The organism is Leisingera sp. ANG1 (assembly GCF_000203975.2).
In the GTDB taxonomy this organism is placed as follows: Bacteria; Pseudomonadota; Alphaproteobacteria; order Rhodobacterales; family Rhodobacteraceae; genus Leisingera.
Window position 1 is genome coordinate 38214 of record NZ_AFCF02000007.1, and the last position, 26967, is coordinate 65180.

At 62.5% G+C, this 26967-nt stretch carries 24 protein-coding genes; 9 read left to right on the forward strand and 15 right to left on the reverse strand.

Annotated features, from left to right (window positions below; all coding sequences use genetic code 11):
• Positions 1–36: 36 nt before the first annotated feature.
• The gene (locus tag GC1_RS11970; RefSeq protein ID WP_019296933.1) at positions 37–879 is read left to right on the forward strand and encodes an EamA family transporter; all 843 of its coding nucleotides are present in this window, start codon (positions 37–39) and stop codon (positions 877–879) included.
• Between the two features lie 90 nt (positions 880–969).
• Here the strand turns inward: GC1_RS11970 and folD are convergent, their stop codons facing one another.
• The 9 genes from folD to GC1_RS12015 all read right to left on the reverse strand — a co-directional run bounded on the left by folD (position 970) and on the right by GC1_RS12015 (position 10305).
• Entirely contained in the window at positions 970–1860 is an 891-nt protein-coding gene (folD, locus tag GC1_RS11975; RefSeq protein WP_019294977.1) for a bifunctional methylenetetrahydrofolate dehydrogenase/methenyltetrahydrofolate cyclohydrolase FolD, read from the reverse strand.
• Positions 1861–1896: 36 nt separating this feature from the next.
• Positions 1897–2202, reverse strand: coding sequence for a chorismate mutase (locus GC1_RS11980; RefSeq protein ID WP_019294976.1), 306 nt, complete (start codon positions 2200–2202; stop codon positions 1897–1899).
• A 58-nt stretch (positions 2203–2260) separates the two neighbouring features.
• The gene (locus GC1_RS11985) at positions 2261–3937 is read right to left on the reverse strand and encodes a formate--tetrahydrofolate ligase (protein ID WP_029204691.1); all 1677 of its coding nucleotides are present in this window, start codon (positions 3935–3937) and stop codon (positions 2261–2263) included.
• A gap of 295 nt (positions 3938–4232) precedes the next feature.
• Entirely contained in the window at positions 4233–5564 is a 1332-nt protein-coding gene (gene glnT, locus GC1_RS11990; protein WP_019294520.1) for a type III glutamate--ammonia ligase, read from the reverse strand.
• Between the two features lie 76 nt (positions 5565–5640).
• Complete coding sequence (locus GC1_RS11995; RefSeq protein ID WP_019294521.1) at positions 5641–6972, reverse strand: FMN-binding glutamate synthase family protein; 1332 nt, start codon at positions 6970–6972, stop codon at positions 5641–5643.
• Between the two features lie 18 nt (positions 6973–6990).
• Positions 6991–7674: a GXGXG domain-containing protein gene (locus GC1_RS12000; RefSeq protein WP_019294522.1), complete on the reverse strand. Its 684-nt coding sequence runs from the start codon at positions 7672–7674 to the stop codon at positions 6991–6993.
• Position 7675: 1 nt separating this feature from the next.
• Complete coding sequence (locus GC1_RS12005; protein ID WP_019294523.1) at positions 7676–8572, reverse strand: class II glutamine amidotransferase; 897 nt, start codon at positions 8570–8572, stop codon at positions 7676–7678.
• Positions 8573–8704: 132 nt separating this feature from the next.
• Complete coding sequence (locus GC1_RS12010) at positions 8705–8920, reverse strand: hypothetical protein (RefSeq protein WP_019294524.1); 216 nt, start codon at positions 8918–8920, stop codon at positions 8705–8707.
• 11 nt (positions 8921–8931) lie between these two features.
• The gene (locus GC1_RS12015) at positions 8932–10305 is read right to left on the reverse strand and encodes an ammonium transporter (protein ID WP_029204636.1); all 1374 of its coding nucleotides are present in this window, start codon (positions 10303–10305) and stop codon (positions 8932–8934) included.
• A 549-nt stretch (positions 10306–10854) separates the two neighbouring features.
• On the opposite strand from GC1_RS12015, the gene GC1_RS12020 reads away from it, so the two are divergent.
• The 4 genes from GC1_RS12020 (at position 10855) to GC1_RS12035 (ending at position 14703) form a co-directional block, all read left to right on the forward strand.
• The gene (locus GC1_RS12020; protein ID WP_019294526.1) at positions 10855–12000 is read left to right on the forward strand and encodes an aminomethyltransferase family protein; all 1146 of its coding nucleotides are present in this window, start codon (positions 10855–10857) and stop codon (positions 11998–12000) included.
• A 71-nt stretch (positions 12001–12071) separates the two neighbouring features.
• A complete protein-coding gene (locus GC1_RS12025) occupies positions 12072–12683 on the forward strand; it encodes a dimethylamine monooxygenase subunit DmmA family protein (protein WP_019294527.1) in 612 nt (203 codons plus the stop codon).
• Complete coding sequence (locus GC1_RS12030) at positions 12680–13645, forward strand: PDR/VanB family oxidoreductase (protein WP_019294528.1); 966 nt, start codon at positions 12680–12682, stop codon at positions 13643–13645. The genes GC1_RS12025 and GC1_RS12030 overlap by 4 nt, the downstream gene beginning before the upstream one ends.
• Before the next feature lie 11 nt (positions 13646–13656).
• Complete coding sequence (locus tag GC1_RS12035) at positions 13657–14703, forward strand: heme-dependent oxidative N-demethylase family protein (RefSeq protein ID WP_019294529.1); 1047 nt, start codon at positions 13657–13659, stop codon at positions 14701–14703.
• Positions 14704–15018: 315 nt separating this feature from the next.
• On the opposite strand, the gene GC1_RS12040 is transcribed toward GC1_RS12035, so the two are convergent.
• Entirely contained in the window at positions 15019–15675 is a 657-nt protein-coding gene (locus GC1_RS12040) for a helix-turn-helix domain-containing protein (RefSeq protein WP_052254252.1), read from the reverse strand.
• A 559-nt stretch (positions 15676–16234) separates the two neighbouring features.
• Between GC1_RS12040 and GC1_RS12045 the strand changes: the two genes are divergently transcribed.
• Positions 16235–16963, forward strand: coding sequence for a FadR/GntR family transcriptional regulator (locus GC1_RS12045; RefSeq protein WP_019294531.1), 729 nt, complete (start codon positions 16235–16237; stop codon positions 16961–16963).
• Between the two features lie 6 nt (positions 16964–16969).
• Here GC1_RS12045 and GC1_RS12050 read toward each other — a convergent pair whose 3' ends face one another.
• Positions 16970–18271 carry an ABC transporter substrate-binding protein gene (locus GC1_RS12050; protein WP_019294532.1) on the reverse strand — a complete coding sequence of 434 codons (1302 nt, stop codon included), beginning with the start codon at positions 18269–18271 and terminating at the stop codon, positions 16970–16972.
• A gap of 162 nt (positions 18272–18433) precedes the next feature.
• Between GC1_RS12050 and GC1_RS12055 the strand changes: the two genes are divergently transcribed.
• The 3 genes from GC1_RS12055 to GC1_RS12065 all read left to right on the forward strand — a co-directional run bounded on the left by GC1_RS12055 (position 18434) and on the right by GC1_RS12065 (position 21616).
• Positions 18434–19780, forward strand: a complete 1347-nt coding sequence (locus GC1_RS12055; RefSeq protein ID WP_019294533.1) for an NAD(P)-binding domain-containing protein — start codon at positions 18434–18436, stop codon at positions 19778–19780.
• A 106-nt stretch (positions 19781–19886) separates the two neighbouring features.
• Entirely contained in the window at positions 19887–20891 is a 1005-nt protein-coding gene (locus GC1_RS12060; RefSeq protein WP_019294534.1) for a GlxA family transcriptional regulator, read from the forward strand.
• A 71-nt stretch (positions 20892–20962) separates the two neighbouring features.
• Positions 20963–21616 (forward strand): type 1 glutamine amidotransferase, encoded by a 654-nt coding sequence (locus tag GC1_RS12065; RefSeq protein ID WP_199275851.1) that lies wholly within the window; start codon positions 20963–20965, stop codon positions 21614–21616.
• Positions 21617–21688: 72 nt separating this feature from the next.
• On the opposite strand, the gene GC1_RS12070 is transcribed toward GC1_RS12065, so the two are convergent.
• Genes GC1_RS12070 through GC1_RS12085 form a run of 4 tightly spaced genes read right to left on the reverse strand, consistent with a single transcriptional unit; the run spans position 21689 to position 26840 of the window.
• Positions 21689–22270 carry a sarcosine oxidase subunit gamma gene (locus GC1_RS12070; RefSeq protein ID WP_019294536.1) on the reverse strand — a complete coding sequence of 194 codons (582 nt, stop codon included), beginning with the start codon at positions 22268–22270 and terminating at the stop codon, positions 21689–21691.
• Positions 22263–25274: a sarcosine oxidase subunit alpha family protein gene (locus GC1_RS12075; RefSeq protein WP_052260516.1), complete on the reverse strand. Its 3012-nt coding sequence runs from the start codon at positions 25272–25274 to the stop codon at positions 22263–22265. Before GC1_RS12075 ends, GC1_RS12070 begins: the two co-directional genes overlap by 8 nt.
• Positions 25275–25285: 11 nt before the next feature.
• The gene (locus tag GC1_RS12080; protein ID WP_019294538.1) at positions 25286–25573 is read right to left on the reverse strand and encodes a sarcosine oxidase subunit delta; all 288 of its coding nucleotides are present in this window, start codon (positions 25571–25573) and stop codon (positions 25286–25288) included.
• A gap of 16 nt (positions 25574–25589) precedes the next feature.
• Positions 25590–26840 carry a sarcosine oxidase subunit beta family protein gene (locus tag GC1_RS12085; RefSeq protein ID WP_019294539.1) on the reverse strand — a complete coding sequence of 417 codons (1251 nt, stop codon included), beginning with the start codon at positions 26838–26840 and terminating at the stop codon, positions 25590–25592.
• Between the last annotated feature and the right edge of the window lie 127 nt (positions 26841–26967).

A 26967-nucleotide genomic window follows, 5' to 3' on the forward strand; every position in this document is an offset into this window, starting at 1 on the left:
CTGGGGGTGAATGCCGCAAACAAAAGGATAACCGCCATGCACTCGCTGGTACTGGGACTGATTGCAGCGCTTGCCTGGGGCATACATGACCTCTGCGTGCGGGTTGTCTCCAAGAAAACCGGTATTCTGCCAGCCATGCTGACGGTGTTTGCCACGGGTGCGATTCTGATGGCTGCGGCTGGTCTCGCCCTGGCGGACTGGCCGGCAATGACCCCGCCCGCAGCCAAGCTCGCCGGGCTCTCAGGCGCCATCTACACTCTTGCGTCCTACGCGCTGTACCGCGCCTTTGCGCTAGGGCCGGTTCGGCTGGCGGCACCGCTGATCGGCGCCTATCCGGTGCTGTCGCTTGGCATGGCAATGCTGCAGGGGCAGCCGGTCGGACTAGGCCATTGGCTGGCAGTTGCCGCGGTGGTTGGCGGCGTGGGCTGCATCGCGGTGTTTTCAGCCGAGGACGACGGCGGCGCGATAAACCCGCGGACCGCAGGATGGGGACTGATGGCGGCAACCGGCTTTGCGCTGACCTTTGCAACCGGCCAGGCCGCAACCCAGGCCGGGGCTGAGCTGCCGGTGCTGATCCTGACCCGCGCGGCTGCAATCCTGCTGGCGGCGGCCCTCGCAATCCTGTTGCGCGCGCTGCAGCTCCCGCCCCGCCAGGTCCTGCCGCTTCTCTGCGTGATGGGCGCGCTGGATGCCGCAGCACTTGGCCTGGTGATCTACTCAGGCTCCCTTCCCCGGCCCGAGTTCGCCTCCGTCAGCGCCTCGCTTTTCGGGCTTGTCACCGTGGTCCTGGCCTGGCTGGTTCTGCGCGAAAGCATGACCCGCGCCCAATGGATCAGCGTTGCCGTCACCTTCGGCGGCATCGCCTACCTAGGCTTCTGACGCCCCCCACCCTCTTCATTGAACAAGAACTCCCGCCGGAGGCGATCCGGCGGGAGTGTCATTTTCAGCCGTTGCTGTTCTGCGAACGTCTTACGCCGTCAGGCCTTCGGGCTCGGCGAGGTTATTGGCGCGGCAGCAGGCGGTGACGGTGTTGGCCAGCAGGCAGGCGATGGTCATCGGGCCGACGCCGCCGGGGACCGGGGTGATGGCGCCGGCGCGCTCGGCGGCGGAGGCGAAGTCGACGTCGCCCACCAGCACGTTCTTGCCGTCGCGCTCGATCCGGTTGATGCCCACGTCGATCACGGTGGCGCCTTCCTTGATCCAGTCGCCCGGAACCATTTCCGGGCGGCCCACGGCAGCAACCACGATGTCGGCGCGGCGCACCACGTCCGGCAGGTCCTTGGTGCGCGAATGCGCGATGGTCACGGTGCAGCTGTCACCCAGCAGCAGCTGCGCCATCGGCTTGCCGACGATGTTGGAGCGGCCAATGACAACCGCGTCCATGCCCGAGAGGCTGCCGTGGTGGTCGCGCAGCATCATCAGGCAACCCAAGGGCGTGCAGGGCACCATCGATTTCTGGCCGGTGCCCAGCAGGCCGACGTTGGAGATGTGGAAGCCGTCCACGTCCTTCTCCGGCGCGATCGAGTTGATCACCAGATCCTCGTCCAGGTGCTTGGGCAGCGGCAGCTGCACCAGGATGCCATGCACCGACGGGTCGTTGTTCAGTTGGTCGATCAGCGCCAGCAGATCGGCCTCGGAGGTGTCCGCCTCCAGCTTGTGCTCATAGGAGTTCATGCCGACCTCGACGGTCTGCTTGCCCTTGGAGCGCACATAGACCTGGGAGGCCGGATCCTCGCCCACCAGCACCACCGCCAGGCCCGGGGTGATGCCGTTTTGCTCCTTCAGCCGCGCCACATGTTCGGCCACCTGGCCGCGCACCTTGGCCGCAAAGGCCTTGCCGTCAATCAGAGTTGCTGCCATTGCTCTCTTCCTTTTTGTGCAGGCATTCGGCCCGCCTTACTCTTCCCGGATCACCCGCGCCTCGCGGGCAATCGACCAGTCCACCAGCTGCCGCCACAGATGCTCGATCAGATCGGCGTCCAGCCCCTGAGCCTCCGCCGCGGCGCGGGCATTCATGACCACTTCCTCAACCCGGTCCGGGATCCGCGCGGGCCAGCCGTTGGCTTGCTTCAGCTGAATCGCCCGGTCGATATAGGCGGCACGCCGCGCCAGCATCCGCACCAATTCCCGGTCCATCCGGTCGATCTCAGCCCGCAGCTCTGCCATCGACTGGCAGTCCTGCGGCGGTGTCTCTGTGCTCATGTCTCAAAACTCCAGCGGCCCGGGATGTCCCGGGCCGCTGAATGTCGCATATCTTGTCTTAGAACAAGCCTTCGATCTGGCCGTCCTCGTTCAGGCGGATGGTTTCCGCCGCCGGTTTGCGCGGCAGGCCCGGCATGGTCATGATCTCGCCGCAGACCGCAACGATGAAGCCCGCACCGGCCGACAGGCGCACTTCGCGCACCGGCACCGAGTGGCCCACCGGCGCACCGCGCAAGCTCGGGTCGGTCGAGAAGGAGTACTGGGTCTTGGCCATGCAGACCGGCAGGTTGCCGTAGCCCGCGTCTTCCCATTCCTTCAGCTGGTTGCGGATCTTGTTGTCCGCCAGCACCTCGTCGGCGCGGTAGATGCGCTTGGCGATGGTCTCGATCTTCTCGAACAGCGGCATGTCGTCCGGGTAGATCGGCGAGAAGTTGGCGGAACCGGCGTCGACGATCTCGACAACCTTCTCGGCCAGCGGCGCGGAGCCCTCGGAGCCCAGCTCCCAGTGGCGCGACAGCACTGCTTCGACGCCGTGGCTGGCGCAGTAGGCTTTGACCGCGTCAACTTCGGCATCGGTGTCGGTGACGAAGTGGTTGATCGCAACCACAACCGGCACGCCGAAGGATTTGACGTTCTCGATGTGGCGGCCGAGGTTGGCGCAGCCGGAGTTCACCGCATCGACGTTCTCGGCACCGAGGTCTGCCTTGGCAACGCCGCCGTTCATCTTCATCGCGCGCACGGTGGCCACCAGCACCACCGCCGACGGCGCGATGCCTGCCTTGCGGCACTTGATGTTCATGAACTTCTCGGCGCCCAGGTCAGCGCCAAAGCCTGCTTCGGTGACGACATAGTCGGCGACTTTCAAGGCGGTCTTGGTGGCGATCACCGAGTTGCAGCCGTGTGCGATGTTGGCGAACGGGCCGCCGTGCACGAAGGCCGGGTTGTTTTCCAGGGTCTGCACCAAGTTCGGCTGCATCGCGTCTTTCAGCAGCACGGTCATCGCGCCCTCTGCCTTGATGTCGCGGCAGTAGACCGGGGTCTTGTCGCGGCGGTAGGCCACGATGATGTCGCCCAGGCGCTTTTCCAGGTCCTTGAGGTCGTTGGCGAGGCACAGGATCGCCATCACTTCCGACGCCACGGTGATGTCAAAGCCGGCTTCGCGCGGGAAGCCGTTGGACACACCGCCCAGAGACGCGGTGATGGTGCGCAGGGCGCGGTCGTTCATGTCGACCACACGGCGCCATGCGACGCGGCGGGTGTCGATGTCGCACTCGTTGCCCCAGTAGATGTGGTTGTCGATCATCGCGCTGAGCAGCGAGTGCGCCGAGGTGATGGCGTGGAAGTCGCCGGTGAAGTGGAGGTTCATTTCCTCCATCGGCACGACCTGTGCATAGCCGCCGCCTGCAGCGCCGCCCTTCATGCCGAAGTTCGGGCCCAGCGAAGCCTCGCGGATACAGATCATCGCGTTCTTGCCGATCCGGTTCAGGCCGTCGCCCAGGCCCACGGTGGTGGTGGTCTTGCCTTCGCCCGCCGGCGTCGGGTTGATCGCGGTCACCAGGATCAGCTTGCCGTCTTCCTTGGACTGCACAGAGTCGATGAACGCCTGGCTCACCTTCGCCTTGTCATGGCCGTAGGGCAGCAGGTCATCGCTGGAAATCCCGATCTTCGCGCCAATCTCCTGGATCGGCTTCTTCTGCGCCTCACGCGCAATCTCGATGTCACTCTTGTAGCTCATGGCCATCTCCCTGCTGCCATCCGTTCCGGTTCACTCCCCGCGGCACTTGTTGAGTGCGAGGTAAGATATATTCCTATTACTCAATTTATTTTCCTGACCGTCAACACCCTCCTGCCAGGTTTTCAGTGCAAAAGCGGGCATTTTCCGCATTTCCGCCGCCGATAGGAAACAGGCGGTTTTTCACCCGGGGTGAAAACGGCGCATATGCGGCAGGCGCTGCCGCAAACAAAAAGGGCCCGGGCAGAACCCGGGCCGTGCAAAGTCCGGCCCGAAAGCCGGACAGGGGAATCAGTGCCTAGATGTCCAGCGTGTTGTCCTTCTCCCAGTGGGAGAAGTGATTGACGAAGGAGTTCCACTCCTGCTGCTTCATCTTCAGGTAGGCCGCAGAGAACTCCTCACCCATCATCGCCTTCAAACCGTCGTCCTTGTCGTAGAAGCGCAGAGCATCCAGCATGTTCAGCGGCAGTTTCGGCGCATCGGTGATCTTGTGGCCCTCGGCATACATGTCGATGTCGTGGCGCGGGCCGGGATCGGCCTTGGAGCGGACGCCGGAAAGGCCCGCCGCAATGATCACCGCCTGCAGCAGGTAGGGGTTCACCGCCCCGTCCGGCAGGCGCAGCTCAAACCGGCCGGGGCCGGGGACGCGCACCATGTGGGTGCGGTTGTTGCCGGTCCAGGTCACGGTGTTCGGCGCCCAGGTGGCCCCGGACATCGTGCGCGGCGCGTTGATGCGCTTGTAGGAGTTCACCGTCGGGTTGGTGATCGCCGCCAGGGCTGATGCGTGCTTCATGATGCCGCCCAGGAACCAGCCGCCCTGCTCCGACAGGCCCAGCTCGGCAATCTGGCCCGTGCCTTTTTCACCGGCAAAGACGTTGACCCGGGAATCCTTGCCCGGCGCGTCCCAGACCGAGATATGGGCGTGGCAGCCGTTGCCGGTGAGACCCTCGACCGGTTTCGGCATGAAGGTTGCCCGGTAACCGTGCTTTTCCGCCACCGACTTGGTCATGAACTTGAAGAAGCTGTGCTTGTCGGCGGTCGACAGCGCGTCGTCGAACTCCCAGTTCATCTCGAACTGGCCGTTGGCGTCCTCATGGTCGTTCTGGTACGGGCCCCAGCCCAGCTCCAGCATGTAGTCGCAGATCTCGCGCACCACATCATAGCGGCGCATCACCGCCTGCTGGTCGTAGCAGGGTTTTTCAGCCGTATCGAACGGGTCGGAAATCTGCTCCCCGTCCGGCGACAGCAGGAAGAACTCGGCCTCGATGCCGGTCTTCACATGCAGCCCTTCGTCCGCAGCTTCCTTGATCAGGCGGCGCAGCACGTTGCGCGGCGCCTGGGCCACGTCTTCGCCCTCCATGACGCAGTCCGCCGCCACCCAGGCGACCTCCGGCTTCCACGGCAGCTGGATAACCGAGGCCGGATCCGGCACCGCCAGCATGTCCGGGTGCGCCGGAGTGAGGTCAAGCCAGGTGGCAAAACCGGCAAAGCCGGCCCCGTCTTCCTGCATATCCGCAATCGCCTGCGCCGGCACCAGTTTGGCGCGCTGGCCACCGAACAAGTCGGTGAAGGAGATCATGAAGTATTTGACGCCTTTTTCTTTTGCGAAAGCAGCCAGATCTGTGGTCATGGTCCTACTTCCTTTCCCTGTTGAACGTATTTCGGAAATGGGGCGCGAACCGTTGCCCGCCGCGCCCCGCCAATCGTCAGAACCCTGCTTTGCCCGGGTACCAGTCGGTGCCGGCCAGCGGAACCCGCGCCATCGCGGCGGCCTCCATGGTCAGGGCGCACAGATCCTCGGGCTCGAGGTTATGCAGGTGGTTGTGGCCGCAGGCGCGGGCAATGGTCTGGGCCTCCAGCGTCATCACCTTGAGGTAGTTGCGCAGGCGGCGGCCCGCATCAACCGGGTCCAGGCGCTTCATCAGTTCCGCGTCCTGGGTGGTGATGCCGGCCGGGTCCTTGCCCTCGTGCCAGTCGTCATAGGCGCCAGTGGTGGTGCCCAGCTTCTGGTACTCGCTTTCCCATTTCGGATCGTTGTCACCCAGCGCGATCAGTGCGGCGGTGCCGATGGCGACCGCGTCGGCGCCCAACGCCATCGCCTTGGCCACATCAGCGCCGGTGCGAATGCCGCCGGAGACCACCAGCTGAACCTCGCGGTGCACGCCCAGATCCTGCAGCGCCTGCACGGCAGGGCGGATACAGGCGAGCGTCGGCAGGCCGACATGTTCGATGAACACGTCCTGGGTGGCAGCGGTGCCGCCCTGCATGCCGTCCAGCACCACAACGTCAGCACCGGCCTTCACCGCCAGCGCAGTGTCGTAATAGGGGCGTGTGCCACCGACCTTGATGTAGATCGGCACCTGCCAGTCGGTGATCTCGCGCAGCTCCAGGATCTTGATCTCCAGATCGTCCGGGCCGGTCCAGTCCGGGTGGCGGCAGGCGGAACGCTGGTCGATGCCTTTCGGCAGAGTGCGCATTTCCGCAACCCGGTCAGAGATCTTCTGCCCCAGCAGCATACCGCCGCCGCCCGGCTTGGCGCCTTGGCCGACCACAACTTCAATCGCGTCGGCCTTGCGCAGGTCGTCCGGGTTCATGCCGTAGCGGGACGGCAGATACTGGTAGACCAGCTTGGTCGAATGACCGCGCTCTTCCGGGGTCATGCCGCCGTCGCCTGTGGTGGTCGAGGTGCCCGCAGCCGATGCTCCGCGGCCCAGGGCCTCCTTCGCCGGACCCGACAGCGCGCCAAAGCTCATGCCGGCGATGGTGATCGGGATATCCAGCTCAATCGGCTTCTTGGCGAAGCGGGTGCCCAGCGTCACCTTGGTCTCGCATTTCTCGCGGTAGCCCTCCAGCGGGTAGCGCGAGATCGAGGCGCCAAGGAACAGCAGGTCGTCGAAATGCGGCACCTTCCGCTTGGCGCCGCCGCCGCGGATGTCATAGATCCCGGTGGCCGAGGCGCGGCGTATTTCCGCGTTGATGGGGTTGGAGAAGGTCGCCGACTGGATCGGGACCGTACGGGGGATGTTATTGCTATCCATGTCTTTTGATCCCTGTCCTTAGTACGCTTGCGCGTTGTCGACGTCGAAGTTGTAGAGCTTGCGGGCGGAGCCGTAGCGCTTGAACTCTTCCGGCTTGGCGTCGGCGCCTGCACGGGCCAGCAGATCCTTCAGGATCTCGATGTGCTCGGGGCGCATTTCCTTTTCGATGCAGTCCGCACCCAGGCTCTTGACCGAGCCGCGCACAAAGAAACGCGCCTCGTAGCAGCTGTCGCCCAGCGCATCGCCGGCATCGCCCAGCACCACCAAGTTGCCGGCCTGCCCCATGAAGGCGCACATATGACCGATGTTGCCGTGCACAACGATGTCGATGCCCTTCATTGAGATACCGCAGCGTGACGAGGCATTACCCTTGATCACCAGGAGGCCGCCGTGGCCGGTGGCCCCGGCATACTGGCTGGCGTCACCCTCGACGATCACGGTGCCGGACATCATGTTTTCCGCCACACCGGGCCCGACCGAGCCCTCGACCCGGACCGTCGCCTGCTGGTTCATGCCGGCGCAGTAGTACCCGGTGGAGCCCTTGACGGTCACCTCGACAGGCGAGTTCAGACCAACGGCAATCGCATGGCTGCCCTTGGGGTTGACGATTTCCCAGGCAGTCTTGTTGGAGCTGCCGTTCAGTTCCTGCAGGGCCGAGTTCAGACCGCGCAGGCCATTTGCTTCAAGATCATATGTCTGCATCTTAGTGGTTCCAGAAGTAAACGGTTGCGGGTTCAGGCTCCCAGACGCGGGCGTCTTCGATGCCCGGCAGGTTCACCAGCGCGCGGTATTCGGAACCGAAGGCCACATACTGGTCGGTCTCTGCCATCACGGCCGGCTTGCAGGCGATCGGGTCGCGGACCACGCCAAAACCGTCCTTGGTGCCGACGACAAAGTTGAAGAAACCGTCCAGGTCCTCCAGCGTGCCCTCCAGCGCTTCGCCAAGGGTGGCGCCGTGCTGCATCTTCCAGGTCAGGTAAGCCGCACCCACTTCGGTGTCGTTCTGGCTTTCGATCCGCACACCGTCGCGCTGCAGCTTGCGGCGCAGGGAGTTGTGGTTCGACAGTGAGCCGTTGTGCACCAGGCACTGGTCCGAGCCGGTGGAGAACGGGTGTGCGCCCTCAGTGGTCACGGCGGATTCGGTGGCCATACGAGTGTGGCCGATACCGTGGGTACCGCTCATGCCGCGCACGTTGAAACGCTCGGCAACCTTCTCGGGCAGACCCACTTCCTTGTAGATCTCGATGGTGTCGCCCGCGCTCATGACACGCATGCCGGGGCGCAGCTCAGCCAGCGCAGCGCGGGCCTCCTCGCTCTTGCCCGCGGGCACATCCAGCACCGCGTGGGTATCGATGACCCGGATCGACACATCGGTGCTCAGCGCCTCGGCCAGCGCCCCGTCCAGCCCGTCAAAGGCCTCGTCAGGTGCGTCCGACTGAACGGTCAGCTTGGTACGCCCGCCCGCCTCGGATCCGTAGATTGCAATGCCCGCACTGTCGGGACCGCGGTCCGTCATGGTGATGAGCATATCGGTGAGCATATCGCCCAGTTTTGGCTCTAGTGATTTGTCTTTCAGAAAAAGACCGACAATCCCGCACATGGGTGCGCCTCCTGCTTTTCATCTCGAATCAACGCTAGCAGTTTGCGTTCACTCATTCAACTCTTATGAAACTTATTTTCCTTAGAAGGAAGAAAAGCGCGCCGTCCTGGCGCGCCTTTGCAGGTCTCCACATCAGTATTTTTCGAGCAGAGCGCTTATTTTCTCCTTGTCTCCCATCTCTTTAGCCTTATCGAGATGGGCGCCTTCGCGGACAAACTGGATCCTGTGCCAGCCGATCCAGAAGATTACCCCCAGAACAACCATCAGGCCTTCTGATCCCTGGAACGGATAGACCGCTCCAACCTCTGCCAGGTCCACCGCCCAGCTGTCATAACCGATCGTAGACATTCCAGTTCTCCTTATTCAGCTGGGACAGTGCCGCCATTCAGCGCAGCCTTGTCAGCAGCGATGATTTCGGCTTTGGCATCTTCGTAGGCATGGTGTTCAGCGTAATCGAGACCTTGCAGTTCGACCTCCAGCGGGATCCGCAGCACGCCGGCCGCGGCCTGCATCTTGGAGATCACAAAGGCAGGCAGGAAACCGAGCACGAAGAACATGATCACCGCGCCGATGGTCTGACCAACCGGGTTGACGGTGGCATAGCCTTCATACGGCGAGCTCGGCGCGCCCCACAGCAGGAAGCCTGCGATGATCAGGCCCACGATGCCGGAATAACCGTGCACCGCAACCGCACCGACCGCATCGTCGATTTTGAAAGTACGCTCGACCCAGTAGTGCAGCTTGTAAACAATGACGACACCAACCGCGCCGACCAGCATCGCCTGGATCGGGTGGTACAGGTCGTTGCCCGCAGAGGCGGTGATGATGCCCGCCAGACCGCCAGAGAAGGTCCAGAATGCATCGCCCTTGGACACCACATAGGCTGCCATCAGGCCGCCGGACAGCGACATCAGGAAGTTGAAGGTGATTGCGGACAGCGAGGTCGGCGCCAGGTAGATATTGGTGGCTGTCCAGGTCTCGCCAGTCAGCAGGCCGCCAATGCCCTCAGGCGAGATCGCCGGGATGTTGCAGGCTGCGTAAAAACCCCAGAAACCCGAATAGATCAGGAAGATCCCGATGGTCAGCATCCAGGGGTTATGCGGCGGGATGTCCCGCGGAGTGCCATCGGCGGCAAACTTGCCCAGACGCGGGCCAAGCACCATAATGACACCCAGCGCATAACCGCCGGCAATCGCGTGGATCACGCCGGAGGCATAGGCATCATGGTAGCCCAGGTACTTCACCATCCAGCCCTCGGCGTGCCAGCCCCAGGCCGCGTCGATGATCCAGAACACCGAACCGATCATGACGGCATGCACCCACAGAGCGGAAGAGCGGATCCGCTCAATGACCGCACCGGACACGATCGAGGCCGCGGTCCAGGAGAACAGCAGGAACGCTGCCCAGAACACACCGGTGATCCGGTCCGACAGGTTGGTGCCCATGTTTTCCGACCACGGCAGGTTCGCAGCCCCCGCATCATGATTCAGCCCGCCGAAGAACGGGAAGTTCGGGAAGGACCAGTAGATCCACCAGCCGAAGAAAAAGAAGGTCACCGTGACCAGCGGAATGATCATGATGTTCTTCATCAGTGTATGCATGTGGTTGCGGTGACGGCTGGCGCCGACCTCATACATGCAGAACCCCACGTGAATGAGGAACATGAAGACAACGGTCACCCAGTAATAGAACTCGGTGAACACCGTCGTTAACGCGTTCAGATTTCCATCCAATGTTTTGCCCTCCTGTTGGCAGTATCCCGGACATTTTTGCCTCTTGGGAAAATTATTTTCCTAAATACTGTGTCCCAGAAGGGCGGACTGTCAATAATCATGTGAAAAATTGTTACCTTTGGGGAAATAATCACAACCCAGAAACGGCACTTACCACTCCCGATGCGACCCCTAAGCCTTGGACTTTCAAGGGCTAAACATCTGCCGCGGCGCAACAGTTTCAGGCAGGAGACCACGGAAGGAAGGGCCATCCAATCCAAGGGAACATCGCCAATTTGCGACGGAATCACGCGAATCTCCGGCGCAGCCGCACAGCGATTCTCACTCTCAGCGGGCTGCCAGAGGCCCGCCGCAACCCCAAGCCGAAGACCAAAATGACCACTTCAGGCCAATTCATGCCGCAAACACGTTCAAAAACCGCCTTTTAAGAGAAATCTTTTTCCTGATAGGAATAATCGTTGACATGAACCCTCCTCCCTTGGCTAACTGGACCGGACCAAAGGAACCAAATCAAGAGTTTTGGTCCGCACCAATAGGGAGACGCAAACAATGGCCATCATCTGGCGGACTTCAGCACTGGCGCAGCGCCACAAGGAAATCGGCGGCGAGCTGGAAGATTGGAACGGCATGGGAACCGCCTGGTTCTATGACCAGACACCTGAACGCGCCAAGGCCGACTATGAGGCGGTCCGCACCAAGGCGGGCCTCATGGACGTGTCCGGCCTCAAGAAAGTCCACGTCGTGGGCGAGCACGCCGCCCAGGTCATCGACCGGGTCACCACCCGCAACGTCGAAAAGATCATGCCGGGCCGCTCTACTTATGCCTCGATCCTGAATGAACAGGGCAAGTTCGTGGATGACTGCATCATCTACCGCCTGTCAGTGAACAGCTGGATGGTGGTCCACGGCACCGGCACCGGAATGGAACAGCTCAGCAGCGTTGCCGCCGGCAAGAATTGCTCGGTTGTGTTCGACGACAACCTGCACGACATGTCGCTGCAAGGCCCCGTCGCCGTGGACTTCCTAGCCGAATATGTGCCCGGCATCCGCGATCTGGCCTATTTCGGCATCATCCAGACCAAGCTGTTCGGCTGCCCGGTGATGATCTCGCGTACCGGCTACACCGGCGAGCGCGGTTATGAAATCTTCTGCCAGGCCAAGGACGCGGTGCATCTCTGGGACAGCATCCTGGACAAGGGCAAGGGGATGGGCATCGTTCCCGTGCAATTCTCCACCCTCGACCTGCTGCGCACCGAAAGCTACCTTCTGTTCTATCCGGGCGACAACTCCGAGACCTACCCGTTCGACGATGAGCCCTGCGGCGATACGCTGTGGGAACTGGGCCTCGAGTTTACCGTCTCCCCGGGCAAGACCGGCTTCATCGGCGCCGAGAACCATTATGCCGCCGAAGGCAAGGAACGCTTCAAGATCTATGGCGTCATGCTGGAGGGCAAGACCCCCGCGGACGAAGGCGCGGATCTCTTGCAGAACGGCGAGAAGGTCGGCGTGGTCACCTACGGCATGTACTCCGAGGTGAACAACCACAACGTGGGCATCGCCCGGATGCCGGTCGCCTGCGCCAAGCCGGGCACCAAGCTGACTGTCCGCAACGGCGACGGCACAGAGATTGCCGCCACCGCCGAAGAGATGCCCTTCTACGACAAGGACAAATCGATCCGCACCGCAAAGGGCTGATCCGGATCCCGGGCGTCCCCGTTCGGGGGCGCCCGCTTTCGTTCACCCGGACTGCAGGAAAAGCGACCCACATGTCTAAGACCGAATTCCCCCCTTCCATCACCAGCCGCCCGGTTTACGGCGAGCTTGAGGCCCGCTCCGGCAGCGGCCACCTGATGATCGCCGACGCCGAAGGCGCCGAGGCGATCCTGGATCTGGCCAATTCCGCAGACGCGGACTTCTGGGCCAAGGCCCATATCATCTACATCCCCAAGAAGACCGGCACCAAATACAGCAGCCAGCTGGAGGCACTGGGGGCCGGCAAATATTACGCAGGCCCGTCTTACGAAGCCGCACAGAGCCGCATCCGCCGCGCCTTGCAGGACTGCCACATGGGCACGCAGGTCTACCTCTCAGGCACCGAAAGCCTGATGGGCCAGGCCATGGCCGAGGCCACAGCCGCTGGCATTCCGCACACCGCCATCCAGACTGAACACCGCGGCTCCACCGCGCGGCGCATGCAATGCGTGCACTGCAAGGGCATCACCGAGGACGTCACCACCGACCCGTTCGAATGCAGTCACTGCGGCCTCAGCCTGTTCGTGCGCGATCACTATTCGCGCCGCCTCGCCGCCTTTCAGGGTGTGCGGGTGGATGCCGAGGATCCGGGCAACATCCCCGAGAAAGTGGAGCTGTTCAAATGAGTGCTGGCACCGCAAAACTGAATGTCACCGTGGCCGAGGTCAAACCGATCAACGACCTGGTCACCCGTTTCAAATTCGTCCGCACCGGCGGCGGCGACCTGCCCACCTTCTCGGGCGGCGCGCATACCGTGGTCGAGATGCAGGACGGCGATATCACCCGCCTGAACGCCTATTCGCTGATGTCCAACCCGGCCGACCGCGGCGCCTACACCATCTCGGTGCGGCGCGACGATCAGGGCCGCGGCGGCTCAAAATTTATGCACAGCAAGGTGAAAGAGGGTTTGGAGATGGTGATCTCCAACCCGGTGAACCTGTTCTCGCTGGATTTGCGCGCCAAAAAGCACCTGATGCTGGCCGGCGGCATCGGCATCACCCCTTTCATGGCCCAGATGCACCAGCTGTCGATGATGGGCGGCAACTTCGAACTGCATTACTCGGTCCGCACCGCCTCGCTCGGCACCTACGCCAAGGAGCTGTCGGAGCGCTACCCAGGCAAGGTGCACATCTACCACGACGACCAGAAAGAGGCGATCGACCTCAAGACCCTGCTCGCCAACCAGCCCTTGGGCACGCACGTCTATGTCTGCGGCCCCAAGGGCATGATCAATTGGGTGCACTCCACCGCCGAGGACATGGGCTGGCCGCGCGAGGCCGTGCATTCCGAGGAATTCCTGGCGCCTGCCTCAGGCAAGCCCTTCGAGGTCAAATGCGCGGTCTCCAACAAGATCGTTCAGGTCGGCGAGCATCAATCGCTGCTGGAAGCATTGGAAGCGGCGGGCATCGACGCCCCCTACCTCTGCCGCGGCGGCGCCTGCGGCCAGTGCGAGACCAATGTCATCGGCTATGACGGCAAGTTCCTGCACTACGACCACTGGCTGACCGACGAGCAAAAGGCCGGCGGCAAGCACATCATGCCCTGCGTGTCGCGCTTTGAAGGCAAGACACTGGTTCTGGACCGCTGAGGAAGAGAAAGATGACCATTCAATTCAACGACGAAACCTTCTACGGCGATTTCACCTTCAAGAACTCGGACTGGGCAATCAAACGGTTCCCCTTCCCGTTCCACGAAGACAGCTACATGTATTCGGTGAACATGGAGCCGCATAAATCCTACCGGCCCGGCTCGGTGTTCGAACGCACCTTCGACGTGGACGAGCACTATGTCTCGGAAATGAAGGACCGCGCCCGGGTTCTGGCAAACGACCCGCTGCGCTGCCAGTCGCTGCCGCATATGACCCTCGCGGGCTGGGACTTGGTCGAACTGATTATGGAGGCCAAGGCGGCTGAATATCCGGACCTGTTCGAACTGCACAAGGACGGCAACCGCTGGCGCTGGGTGAACAAGCCGCTGGGCATCGACGACACCTTCACCTTCCTCGATGAAAGCACCCTGCCCTACGGGCCGATGGAATACATCACCCGCCAGACCCAGGGCGACTTTGCGGTGCTCGACCAGCGCGACGACAACCTGTGGATGGATGCCGGCATGGTCACCACCCAGGCCGACTGGTCGCTGGATTTCGATATCGGCATGAACTTCTTTGAATGGCACGCGCCGGTGCCGAAGGCGCATGAGATGGGCATCTTCGTGCGGGCGCTGAAGTTCCTGCTGAACATCCAGCAGGGCCAGCCCGCCCGCCGCCTGAACTGGACCATGACCGTCAACCCGTTGCTCGACACCAGCCCCGAGAACTACCACAAATGGGGCGTGATGAAGCAGGGGCTGACGATGGAGAACATCGGCGAGAAACAGCACCTGCGGGTCGAGCTGCAGACCTTCTTCCGCCTGCCGCGCTCCAACGCGCTGGTGTTCCCGATCCGCTGTTACCTGATCAGCTTCAATGATCTGGTAACAGTGCCGAAATGGGCGCGCCGCCTGCACCGGGTGATCCGCGACCTGCCGGAGGAGCTGGCAACCTACAAGGGCTTCATCGACAACCGCCCGCTGATGGTGGAATGGCTCTCGCAGTTTGATGACGGCACCCCAACCTCGGACGGCATCTGGCCCGACGACGACTGATCCCGAGCGGACTTGCGGGCCGTCCCTACCCCTGTCACTTAGGCCCGCTTCACTGACTGCCGCTGCCTCTGGCTCCGGCAGTTTCTTTTTACGTGCAGACGGGCGCGAAGCTCTCCCGCCCCCGCATCAGGCCGCAGGCTCCGCCTGCCGCCCGCGCGGCGTTGGGCCGGGCAGCGCGCCTTGCGCGCTGCGGGCGGCAACCGGCAAGGCAGCAGCAGAACGCAACCGCGCCACGCATCGCGCGGCGCCATGCCCAACGGTACAGGGGCATCTTCTGATGCCGCGGAACCGGCGGGAGACCCCCGCCGCCGCGCGTCAGCTCGATTGCGGGTAGGAAATGATCGACAGGTAACGGGCCGGCAGCTTGACCAACTGCTCCGGCCCGTGCGGCGCATCCGCATCAAAGAACAGCGTGTCGCCCGGCTTCAGCGGGAACACCTTGTCGCCATGGCGGTAGTCGACCTCGCCTTCCAGCATATAGAGCATCTCCACCCCGTCGTGCTGGAAGGTCGGGAACACATCCGACTCCTCGGTCAGAGTGATCATGTAAGGCTCCACCATCACACCGGATGCATTGGCACCCAGATGCCCCAGCAGCTGGTACTGATGCCCGGCCCGTGTGCCCGCGCGCTCGGTCTCCGCGCCTTCACCGGACTTGGTGTGCACCGCCTCGCGGCTTTCCTCAAACCGCCGGAAAAACGACGTGATCGGCACGCTTAGCGCATTGGCCAGAAGCTGCAAAGTGGTAAGCGACGGCGAGGTGTTGCCGTTCTCGATCTTCGACAGCATCCCGATTGACAGCCCGGTCAGATTGGCCAGATCCGCCACTGTGATCCCTTGCTGCCGCCGGAACGACCGCACCTCGCGGCCAATCGCCACTTCCAGAACTTTTTCTGCACCATCACGGACCCGGTGCGGGTCTTGGGAAAGGTTATTTGCCACTGCGTCACTATCATCTTTGAGTTTAGCCACTGTGTTATCTTCCTTATGGATGGCCTCTGACAAGCGCGCAGCAGCCGATATGTAAAAACTTTCCCAAACGCAAGGAATGCTGCGAAAATTATTTTACTGCCATTACTCATTTTTCCCAACCCCTTACCGCCACAGGAAAGAAATTTGTTGCCGCGGCGCTGCGCCCGCCTACCGAAGGGCGGCATCCGGCGTGACCTGAAAATCAGGCCGGCAGGGACACAGGGCCACCGCCGCCAGAAGACAGGCCCGGTTCGCGCTTGCGGCCTCCAGACCAAAAAGGCACCAATTTTGCGGCCCTCCAGACAGTGACTTCGCTCTGCGACCTAAAAATGGCAGAAAAACAGAGAGATAGCGCCGTCCGTCTAAACCTGTGAAAACACCACAACACAGAACCAATTCGCAGAGCTGTCCTTGCTGACTAGCAGCGGAACCGCTAATCTGAGACCCAATCACCGCTGTGAAAACACCTGCAACACCGCCACCCACACTGGCATAAGCAGCGAGCGCACAGCACTCAGGAGCAGGGTTTCCCGCTCACACGGCCCGGAAAAGACAGACCATGAGCTCAGCGGAAGAAACCACTTCGCAAATTCTGACCACCCATTCCGTCGGCGCCACGGTGCAGGTGGTGATCGACACGCTGTTTGCCCGGATCAAATCCGGCACCTACCCGGTGGACACCCGGCTGCCCTCGGAACGCACACTGGCGTCCGAACTGGGCGTCGCCCGCAACACCGTGCGGGAGGCGCTGGATGTTCTGGCCACCCAGAACGTGATCCACCGCCGGGCCGGCTCCGGCAGCTTTGTGAAATACCGCTCCGACCCCAAGCCGGAAGCCACCTCCTATAGCTCGCTGGCCAACGAGGTTTCACCGCTCGACCATCTTGTGGTGCGCGGCATTCTGGAGCCGGAACTGGTGCGGCTGGCAGTGATCAACATGACCCCGCGCCAGATCGAGGAGCTGGATCAGATCCTGTCCCGTGTCGAAGCCGTGCGCACTGACCCAGGTGAATTCATCGATGCGGAGGAGGATCTCTACCGCAAAATCGCCGAGGGCACCGGCAACCCGCTGCTGCACTCCTGCTACGAGCTGACGATCGAGGCCTGCCGCCTGTCCTACCGCACTGCGCTGCGCCGCCGCCACCTGACGCCGCAGCGGATTCAGGACTACCAAAAGCGCTACAACACGCTGTTCAACGCCATCGCCTCGCGCGATGTGGAATCGGCGGTGGAATTCATCAAGCTGCACCTTATCGACGAGCAGAAGCTGCTGCTGCAGGAGGTCTGATCCCGCTCAGCCCTCCACCGCACGCGAGCTGACCTCGCTGCCCGGCGCATCGCTTTCCAGCCGCTGGTGCCATAGCTGCCCCAGCGCTTCCATCTCTGATTTCAGCAGACCTGAATGCTGCGCCAGCCAGGCGGGGATCGACTTGAAATCCGCAATCCGCGCCTTGCCGTCCTGGATCGTCACCACCGGCCAATCGCCCACCAAGGCATTGGAAATACCGAATATTTCTTCACCCCACCATTCCGCGTGGCCAAAGGCGTGGGTGACATGGCCCAGCTGTTTCATTGCTGCCAGCACCGAGGGCGGCGCGACCGATCCCGCCTTCTCCACCGCGCTGTGCCAGATATCCAGGATCGCCACATATTCCCAGCTCACCGCAGACCAGCTGCCCGGGAAACGCCGGTTGTACTCCTCATAGAACACATGCGGCCGGTTGAAGAAAAACGCCTTTTCCCGAAGCATCGGATCATCAAAATCCGGAAACTGGAACACCACCCCCTCCATGAAGTCCGGCGAGGTCCGCTCCACCAGCCGGTCATAACCGTCCATGGTGCAACTGATGATCTGCCCTTTGAAGCCTTTGGAATGGGCATATTCGGTCATTGCGTGCACCATCGGCGCATAAGACGAGCACCAGCACAGGATATCGGCGCCGCTTTCCAGCATCGGATCCACCACCGGCGCCGGATCACTGGAACCGGCATCATACTGCACCTCGTGCAGGATCTCCTTGTCCGCCGCCTTGAACGCCGCCCGGTATACAGCTTGCGAAGGCAGCCCCAGAAGATCGAACTGGCTGCACAGGGCCACCGTTTTCAGCTCCGGCCGGTTTTCCGCCAGCCAGGACACCCCGGTCACATTCTGAATCGGGTGCGCCTCGCTTGGCGCAATCAAATAGGGCGTGTCCGGCGACAGGTCGCTGGGCAGCAGCGTGGACGTCAGCACCTTGTTGCGCATCAGGAAGTCGCGCACCGGCGCGAAGGTATCACCGCCCAGCATCAGCATCAGCTTCACGTTGTGCTGCTGAACCAGTTCAACCGCACCTTCCAGCGCGCGTTCAGGGTCGTAGCCGCAATCGTATGAGTGGATCCGGATCGGATAGCGGCGGCCGCCGATCAGCACCCCGCCGGCCTTGTTCAGCCCGTCCTCCCAGATCCGGCAGCCGTTCAATCCGGGCAGCCCCCAGCTCTCCACAGGACCCGAAAGCGGGCCAAGGAACCCGATATTCACTGATTCTGCCATCCCCACGGACAGCCGCGGCAACGCCGCGCGGGCGGTCAACTGGTGCACAAAACTGGTCGTCTTCATATTTGAAATCCTACCAAGAAAACAACGCGTTTCCAGTCCAATTGCCCCCAAAAACATTCCGCATGTGAAAAAATGTTGACTTATTGGTGCAAGTTTGGACCTAATTGGACCAGACCAAATGAGCCAAATTAAGATATTGGTCCGAACCAACGGGAGAACCAGATGACCAAGAAACGTATTGCCATCATCGGCGCCGGCCCTTCAGGCCTGGCCCAGCTGCGCGCCTTCCAGTCCGCGGCCAACAAGGGCGAGGAGATCCCGGAAATCGTCTGTTTTGAAAAGCAGGACGACTGGGGCGGCCTGTGGAACTACACTTGGCGTACCGGCCTGGACGAAAACGGCGAGCCGGTGCACTGCTCTATGTACCGCTACCTGTGGTCCAACGGGCCCAAGGAAGGCCTGGAGTTTGCCGACTATTCATTCGAAGAGCATTTCGGCAAACAGATCGCCTCCTACCCGCCGCGCGCCGTGCTGTTCGACTACATCGAAGGCCGGGTGAAAAAGGCGGATGTGCGCAAGTGGATCCGCTTCAACTCCCCGATCCGCTGGGTCGAATACAACGAGGACAAGGGCAATTTCACCGTCACCGTGCATGACCACGCCAAGGACAGCACCTACAAGGAAGACTTCGATCACGTGATCTGCGCCTCGGGCCACTTCTCAACCCCGAATGTGCCGTTCTACCCTGGTTTCGACACCTTCAACGGCCGCGTCCTGCACGCCCACGACTTCCGTGATGCCCGCGAATTTGCAGGCAAGGACATCCTGCTTTTGGGCTCTTCCTATTCTGCCGAAGACATCGGCTCCCAGTGCTGGAAATACGGCGCCAAGTCGATCACCACCTCCTACCGCTCAGCACCGATGGGCTTCAAATGGCCGGACAACTGGGACGAGGTTCCGGCGCTGGAATCGGTGTCCGGCAACACTGCCACCTTCGTTGACGGCACCCAGAAGGAAGTCGATGCGATCATCCTCTGCACCGGCTACAAGCACTTCTTCAACTTCCTGCCGGACGACCTGCGCCTGAAAACCGCCAATCGCCTGGCCACCGCCGACCTCTACAAAGGCGTGGTCTTTGCCCATAACCCCAAGATGTTCTATCTGGGCATGCAGGATCAGTGGTTCACCTTCAACATGTTCGACGCCCAGGCCTGGTGGGTCCGCGACGCGATCATGGGCAAGATCCAGATTCCGGCGGACAAGGAAACCCTTCTGGCCGACGTCAAGGAGCGCGAAGAGCGCGAGGAAGCCTCAGACGACGTCAAATACGCGATCAAGTACCAGGGCGACTACGTGCTGGAACTGATCGAGGAGACCGACTACCCGACCTTCGACGTGGCGGGCGCCTGCCAGGCCTTCTATGAGTGGAAAGGCCACAAGGCCCAGGACATCATGGCCTTCCGCAACAACTCCTACAAATCAGTGATCACCGGCACCATGGCACCCGTGCACCACACCCCGTGGAAGGACGCCCTGGACGACTCGCTGGAAGCATATCTGCAGAACTAGGGACTCGTCCCCGGCAGATACGCCTGCGCCGTTTTCCCCTTCCTGTACGGCGCAGGCATCCCTTCGCCGCTGTGCGAATCTCTCTTCGCAAGCTATTATTCACCTCATGCAGCGCGATAACACCATGACACTCGGCTTTCTGATTTTTCCCGGCTTTCCAATGGCCTGCCTGACCTCGGCCATCGAACCCCTGCGCGCGGCAAATGAAATTGCCGGCTCTGAAACCTTCCGATGGAAACTGGTGTCCGAAACCGGCAGCAGCGTGAACGCCTCCGCCAATGTGGCCTTCCAGCCCGACTGCGCCCTGGATGAGGCCGACGGCGTCGACACCCTGTTCCTCTTGTCCAGCCCGCAAGGCAAATTTGAGGACCCCAAGGCCTCCAACGGCAAGCTGCGCCACCTGGCCCGGCACGGCACCACCATGGGCGCGGTCTCCGGCGGGGTGTTTCCGCTGGCCCGCTCCGGCCTGCTCGACGGCCACAGCTGCTCGGTCCACTGGTGCTATAAGGCAGCCTTCACAGCCGAGTTCCCGTCCCTTGCCACCGTCGACGACGTGATCGTGCTGGACCGCCGCCGCTTCACTGCCAGCGGCGCCGCGGCGATGTTCGACCTGTCGCTGAAACTGATCGAGCGCGCCATGGGCGACGCCGTGATGACAGAGGTCGCCTGCTGGTTCCAGCACCCGATGGTCCGCGCCGAAGGCGTGCGTCAGAAAATCCCCGCCTTCAAGACCGACAGCACCGCCGACAGCCTGCCGCCGCCGGTTGCCAAGGCGGTTGAGCTGTTTGCCGACAATCTGGAGCACCCGGTCTCAATCCGTGATGCCGCCAGCGAAATCGGCGTTTCGCCGCGCCAGCTGGAGCGCAGCTTCAAGGCCGCCACCGGCCAGAGCCCGGCCATCTATTACCGCACCCTGCGGATGAACGCGGCACGGCAGCTGGTGATGTATTCCCGCGACTCGATCACCTCGATCGCCAATGCGGTGGGCTATGCCACCTCCTCCACCCTGTCGCAGCACTACCGCGAAAGCTTCGGCGTCACCCCACAGGAGGAACGCCGCAAGGTGAACCTGTTCAGGGTCCAGGACAACCGGCCCATCCCCTCAGCCTGACCGGAGACGCCATGCGCATACTCGTTTTCCAACACCTGGACTGTGAACATCCAGGCGCTTTCCGGGAACTGATGCGCACGCATGACATTGACTGGCACGTTGCCGAACTCGATCAGGGCGATTCGATCCCGGAGATGGAGCCCTTTGATGCGCTCTGGGTCATGGGCGGTCCCATGGACGTCTGGGATGTTGCAGAACACCCTTGGCTTATCGCCGAAAAGCGGGCCATCCGGCAATGGATCAAACATATCGGTAAACCCTATCTGGGCCTGTGCCTGGGCCACCAGCTGCTGGCCGACGCCCTGAACGGAACCTGCGGCCCGCAACGCCCGGCCGAGGTTGGCATCCGCCGGGTATCCCTGACGGAAGCCGCGCAAAACGATGCCCTGTTTTCAGGGCTGCCTGCGCAAATGAGTGTCCTGCAATGGCACGGCGTCCAGGTGGCGCAAGCCCCTGAAGGGGCAGAGATTCTAGCTAGCTCAGCCAATTGCCCGATTGAGGCGATGCGCGTTGGTACCAATGCCTGGTCCATGCAGTTCCATGTTGAAGCTGAGAAAGACACCGTTGCCAACTGGGCCGCGATCCCCGCCTATCATGCGGCGCTGTTGGAAACTCTGGGCGCGGATGGCCTGGGCGCCTTTCAGGCCGAAAGCGATGCCTGCATGGACGAGTTCAGGACCTGCTCCCGCATCATCTTTGCCAATTTCCTGAAACAGATGCAGTGAGGCTCCAAACAAGTCCGGCTCCGGGGGGGGGCACCCCAGAGCCGTTTTTGCAAGCCGCTTGCGTGCAGCGCCTCAGATCACAGACTTCGCAGCCGCCACCAGCGCATGATGCAGCGATGCTGCCGAGGACCGCGGGCCGATGATCGAATAAACCTGCCCCGGCGCTTGGCACAGCAGGAACACACCCAGATGCTCCATCGAGGTGCGGGTGGCGTCGCCCGCCTTGCCCGCACGGACATTGGCGTTGCACAGCCGTTCCAGCACGTCAAAGCAGCGCGGGCCCTCCATGTCGAAGCGGCACCAGCCGTCGGTTTGCTCCACCACAGAGCCCGCCTCTCCCACGGCCTGCTTCAGATCCGCCGCCATCAGCTCATGGCTGTCATGCGGAGCAGAGATCATCCACAGGTCCGGCCCCATCCACCAGGCAGAAAACACACCGTGCTCACCCCAGCCGGCAGGTTCAGGAAGGGCACCGCCCAGATAAGACGCGGCCGCAGATTTCACCGCATTTTCGCTGCCTTGACGCGCCGCCAAGGAGGCCAGCGCCCGGTCAGTGACTTCCCGGATCTGGAGACCCGTGAAGACATCCACCCGCGGCTCATACCCGCCCAGCGGAGAGATGGCTTTGAGCCCATGATTATCAAACTTACCCACGGAGACGCTCCCCTTCCGGATCCACAAAATGCGCGCTGACAACTTCGACCTGGATTTCCTTGCCCTCCAGCGGGTTGACCGCTCGGATCACCTCGCCTTTGCGGCTGTCGCCGCGCTTCAGGAAACCGATCCCGATCGAACAGCCCAGCACCGGCGAATAGGCCGCCGAGGTGATATAGCCCTGATCGGTGGCCGCGCTGACCTCGCCATCGGCATTCATCAGATGCGCCCCGGCCTGCACCGGATCGGCGGCATTCACCGGCTTGAAACCAACCAGCTTCAGCGCATCCTCCTGGTTCATCCCCTCGCGTTCGCTCAGGGTATTGCCGATGCAGTCCTTCTTCTTGCTGACCATCTTGCCCATGCCGAGGTTCAGCGCCGAGGTGGTGCCGTTCAGCTCATTGCCGGCGGCATGGCCCTTCTCGATCCGCATGACGCCCAGCGCCTCGGTGCCGTAAGGCACAGCGCCGAACTCTTCGCCTGCTTCCATCAGCTTGCGGATCATCGCATCGCCATAGCGGGTCGGTACCGCGATCTCATAGGCCAGCTCGCCCGAGAAGGAGATCCGGAAAAGCCGCGCCCGGCAGCCGCCCGCCACGGTCACTTCCCCGCAGGCCATGAAGGGGAACGCCTCGTTCGAGATATCGAACTCGGGGTCCACGACTTTTTGCAGCAGCTTGCGGGCATTCGGACCCGCCACCGCGAACTGCGCCCAGGCCTCGGTTGTCGAGATCAGCTGCACATCCATGTCAGGGAACAGGCACTGGCGCGCAAATTCCATGTTGCGGTAGACCAGAACTGCGTTGGCGGTGGTGGTGGTCACCACGAAATGATCCTCGGCAAACCGCGCCGCGGTGCCGTCGTCATAGGCAATGCCGTCCTCGCGCAGCATCAGCCCATAGCGGACCTTGCCCACCGGCAGTTTGGCAAAGGCATTGGCATACATCTTGTTCAGGAACTCGGCAGCATCCTTGCCCTGCACATCGATCTTGCCCAGCGTAGTCACGTCGCAGATGCCGACCGAATTGCGGGTCTGCAGCACCTCGCGGTCCACCGACTGGCGCCAATGGGTTTCGCCCGCCTTGGGGAACCACTGCGCGCGCAGCCACTGGCCGACCTCGACAAACACCGCACCCTGCTCCTCGGCCCATTTGTGACTGGGGGTCTTGCGGGTCGGGCGGAATTCCTCACCGACGGACCGGCCTGCCATCACACCAAAGGAGACCGGCGTATACGGCGGGCGGAACATGGTGGTGCCGACCTCGGGGATCTGCTTGCCCGCCAGCTCAGCCATGATCGCCAGGCCGCCCATGTTGGAGGTCTTGCCCTGATCGGTCGCCATGCCAAGGGTGGTGTAGCGCTTCAGATGCTCGACAGAGCGGAAGTTCTCCTGATGCGCCAGTTTCACGTCCTTGACAGTGACGTCGTTCTGCTGGTCCAGCCAGGCGCGGCCCTTGCCTTCCTTCACGTACCAGAAGGGGGTCACGTTGACAGGCGCATCCTCGGCCTCAGGCAGCTCACCCACTTTGGCCTCAATACCCAGCTTCGACAGCGCGGCCACGGCGCCCTCGGCACCGGCGCGCAGCGCGGCGGCGGTGGAGAAATCGCCATTGGCGGCACCGGCGACGACCATGTTCTGCGGCAGCTCGCCTGCCGGCACAAAGGCCGCAATATCCTCGCGCCAGGCCGGGCGGCCGCGTTGGTGGCAGGTCAGATGCACGTTCGGGTTCCAGCCGCCGGAGACCGCCAGCGCGCCGCAAGGCACGTCGCGGGTGATACCGCTAGCCAGACGAAGGCGGACGGATTCCAGGCCCAGCCGGCCCTTGGTGTCGATCACCTGCGCACCGGCAAAAAGCTCAGCCCCCTCGACCGCGGGCGCATCGGCGCGGGTGTCGATCACCGCGGTCACCTTGACGCCCTTGGCGATCAGGTCGGCGGCAGTGCGGTGGCCGTCGTCGTTGTTGGTGAAAACCGCAACGGTTTGGTCCGGCGTCACCGCCCAGCGGTTGGCATAGGCGCGCACGGCACCGGCCAGCATCACGCCGGGACGGTCGTTGTTCTCAAACGCAATGGGGCGTTCAGTGGCGCCCGCCGCCAGCATCGCCCGCTTGGAGTAGATCCGCCACAGGATCTGCCGCGGTTTGCCCGCCTCCGGCGCCAGCACGTGGTCGGCAGTCCGCTCCACCGCGCCATAGATACCGTGATCAAAGGCGCCGATAATGGTGGTGCGCGGCATCACCCGCACGTTCGGCATAGCCGCCAGCTCCGCCTGCGCCTGCTCGACCCAGGCAGCACCGGTCAGGTCGCCAACACCGAAGGTTTCCGCATTCAGACGCCCGCCTAGCAGAAAGTCCTCGTCGGCAATAATCACCTGCGCGCCCGCCCGGCCCGCGGTCAACGCCGCCATCAGGCCGGCGGGGCCGGCCCCGATCACCAAGAGGTCGCAATGCAGGAAACCCTTGTCATAAGCATCCGGATCGGCCTCAAAGCTGATACTGCCCAGACCCGCCGCCTTGCGGATGATCGGCTCGTACAGTTTTTCCCAGAACGCTGCAGGCCACATGAACGTCTTGTAGTAGAAACCCGCGGTCAGGAAATTCGAGAACCGGTCATTGATCGCCATGAAGTCATGCTGCAGCGACGGCCAGCGGTTCTGCGAGTTCGCTTCCAGCCCGTCATACAGCTCCGCCACGGTGGCGCGGGTGTTCGGCTCCTGCCGCCCGCCGCTGCGCAGCTCGACAAGCGCGTTCGGCTCTTCGGAGCCGGAGGTCAGCACGCCCCGCGGACGGTGGTATTTGAACGACCGGCCCATCAGCCGCACGCCATTCGCCAAGAGGGCCGAGGCCAATGTGTCGCCCTCAAATCCCTTGAAACGCTTGCCATCGAAGGTGAAGCTCAGCGGCTTGCCGCCCTTGATCAGCCCCCCGTCCAAGCGGTTCACCTGCACCCCCTTGCGGGCACCGGTGCTGCCGTCGGCCTGAAAGGCCACGCGGCCGGCATTCATCACTGCGTCAGTCATTTGCTGCGCCCCCTTGCCCGGGCCACATCACGGGCCAGTTCGACATTCAGGATTTCGTGGGTCACGGTGTTGCGGGTCACCACCAGCCAGGACCGGTCGCCCTGCTCATGGAACCACAGTTCACGGTGTTCGCCCGCCGGGTTGTCGCGCAGATACAGGTAGTCGTGGAACTGATCCGCCGCATTGTCAGCCTGCCAGTCCGGCCGGTCGATCAGGGACGCATCACCCAGGTAAGTGAACTCCTGGAAATCCCGCGGCCCGAGGATCGGATGGTTGATAATCATCGCTGTCTTCCTTTCCTCAGTGCAGGTTCGGCTGGGCGCCCTGGCCCTTTTCGTCGATCATGCAGCCGCGGCGGAACCGGTCGAGCCGGTAGGCCGTTGCCACCTTGTGCGGGGTATCGGTCGCCAGCAGATGCGCATAGCACCAGCCCGAGGCCGGGGTTGCCTTGAATCCGCCGTAGCACCAGCCGCCGTTGAAATAGAGACCGTCGATATGCGTCTTGTCGATGAAGGGGGAGCCGTCCATCGACATGTCCATAATACCGCCCCAGCTGCGCAGCATCCGCACCCGGCCCAGCGCCGGGATCAGCGCCATGCCACCTTCCATCACGTCCTCGACCACCGGCAGGTTGCCGCGCTGCGCATAGGAGTTGTACATGTCCAGATCGCCGCCAAAGACCAGGCCGCCCTTGTCCGACTGGCTGCAATAGAAGTGACCAGCGCCAAAGGTGATGACCCCGTCCAGCACCGGCTTCAGCCCCTCAGAGACAAACGCCTGCAGCACGTGGCTCTCGATCGGCAGGCGCATGCCCGCCTTCTCCATCACCCGGCTGGAAGATCCAGCCACACAGCTCGCGACCTTGTTGGCGCCGATGAAACCCTTGGTGGTCTCCACGCCCAGACACTTGCCGTTTTCGATCTTGAAACCTGTGACTTCGCAGTTCTGGATGATGTCCACGCCGCGCAGGTCTGCCCCGCGGGCATAGCCCCAGGCCACCGCATCATGGCGCACTGTGCCGCCGCGGCGGTGCAGCAGGCCGCCCTTGATCGGGAAGCGCGCGTCGTTGAAGTTCAGGAACGGATACATCGCCCGCACGCCATCGGTATCCAGCAGCTCCGCGTCGGACCCGTTCAGGATCATCGCATTGCCCCGCCGCCGCGCCGCATCGCGTTGCGCGTCCGTATGCACCAGGTTCAGAATGCCGCGCTGGCTGACCATGGCGTTATAGTTGAAGTCCTGCTCCAGCCCTTCCCACAGCTTCAGCGACAGCTCGTAAAACGGCTCGTTGCCGTCCAGCAGGTAGTTGGAGCGGATGATGGTGGTGTTGCGGCCCACGTTGCCGCCGCCGATCCAGCCCTTCTCGATCACCGCGACATTGGTGATGTTGTGGTTTTTGGCCAGGTAATAGGCCGTCGCCAGCCCGTGCCCGCCGCCGCCGATGATCACCACATCGTAGCTTTTCTTGGGTTCCGGATCACGCCAGGTCGGGCGCCATCCCTTGTGGCCCGTCAGGGCCTCCTTGATCACTTTCAGGCCGGAGTACCGCATGATGTCCTCATCAACTGTCCCCGGCAGAATGAGCGAGAAATGCGTCACATCACAGAGGGATTTCGGACATCGGCAGCGCCATTTGCGTCACAGGCGGGAAATCACCTGTGCAGATGCAGCATCACAG

Coding starts and splice junctions, on each gene's coding strand:
- GC1_RS11970 (WP_019296933.1), top strand. CDS start 37: ATGCACTCGCTGGTACTGGGACTGATTGCAGCGCTTGCCTGGGGCATA.
- folD (WP_019294977.1), bottom strand. CDS start 1,860: ATGGCAGCAACTCTGATTGACGGCAAGGCCTTTGCGGCCAAGGTGCGC.
- GC1_RS11980 (WP_019294976.1), bottom strand. CDS start 2,202: ATGAGCACAGAGACACCGCCGCAGGACTGCCAGTCGATGGCAGAGCTG.
- GC1_RS11985 (WP_029204691.1), bottom strand. CDS start 3,937: ATGAGCTACAAGAGTGACATCGAGATTGCGCGTGAGGCGCAGAAGAAG.
- glnT (WP_019294520.1), bottom strand. CDS start 5,564: ATGACCACAGATCTGGCTGCTTTCGCAAAAGAAAAAGGCGTCAAATAC.
- GC1_RS11995 (WP_019294521.1), bottom strand. CDS start 6,972: ATGGATAGCAATAACATCCCCCGTACGGTCCCGATCCAGTCGGCGACC.
- GC1_RS12000 (WP_019294522.1), bottom strand. CDS start 7,674: ATGCAGACATATGATCTTGAAGCAAATGGCCTGCGCGGTCTGAACTCG.
- GC1_RS12005 (WP_019294523.1), bottom strand. CDS start 8,572: ATGTGCGGGATTGTCGGTCTTTTTCTGAAAGACAAATCACTAGAGCCA.
- GC1_RS12010 (WP_019294524.1), bottom strand. CDS start 8,920: ATGTCTACGATCGGTTATGACAGCTGGGCGGTGGACCTGGCAGAGGTT.
- GC1_RS12020 (WP_019294526.1), top strand. CDS start 10,855: ATGGCCATCATCTGGCGGACTTCAGCACTGGCGCAGCGCCACAAGGAA.
- GC1_RS12025 (WP_019294527.1), top strand. CDS start 12,072: ATGTCTAAGACCGAATTCCCCCCTTCCATCACCAGCCGCCCGGTTTAC.
- GC1_RS12030 (WP_019294528.1), top strand. CDS start 12,680: ATGAGTGCTGGCACCGCAAAACTGAATGTCACCGTGGCCGAGGTCAAA.
- GC1_RS12035 (WP_019294529.1), top strand. CDS start 13,657: ATGACCATTCAATTCAACGACGAAACCTTCTACGGCGATTTCACCTTC.
- GC1_RS12045 (WP_019294531.1), top strand. CDS start 16,235: ATGAGCTCAGCGGAAGAAACCACTTCGCAAATTCTGACCACCCATTCC.
- GC1_RS12050 (WP_019294532.1), bottom strand. CDS start 18,271: ATGAAGACGACCAGTTTTGTGCACCAGTTGACCGCCCGCGCGGCGTTG.
- GC1_RS12055 (WP_019294533.1), top strand. CDS start 18,434: ATGACCAAGAAACGTATTGCCATCATCGGCGCCGGCCCTTCAGGCCTG.
- GC1_RS12060 (WP_019294534.1), top strand. CDS start 19,887: ATGCAGCGCGATAACACCATGACACTCGGCTTTCTGATTTTTCCCGGC.
- GC1_RS12065 (WP_199275851.1), top strand. CDS start 20,963: ATGCGCACGCATGACATTGACTGGCACGTTGCCGAACTCGATCAGGGC.
- GC1_RS12075 (WP_052260516.1), bottom strand. CDS start 25,274: ATGAATGCCGGCCGCGTGGCCTTTCAGGCCGACGGCAGCACCGGTGCC.
- GC1_RS12080 (WP_019294538.1), bottom strand. CDS start 25,573: ATGATTATCAACCATCCGATCCTCGGGCCGCGGGATTTCCAGGAGTTC.
- GC1_RS12085 (WP_019294539.1), bottom strand. CDS start 26,840: ATGCGGTACTCCGGCCTGAAAGTGATCAAGGAGGCCCTGACGGGCCAC.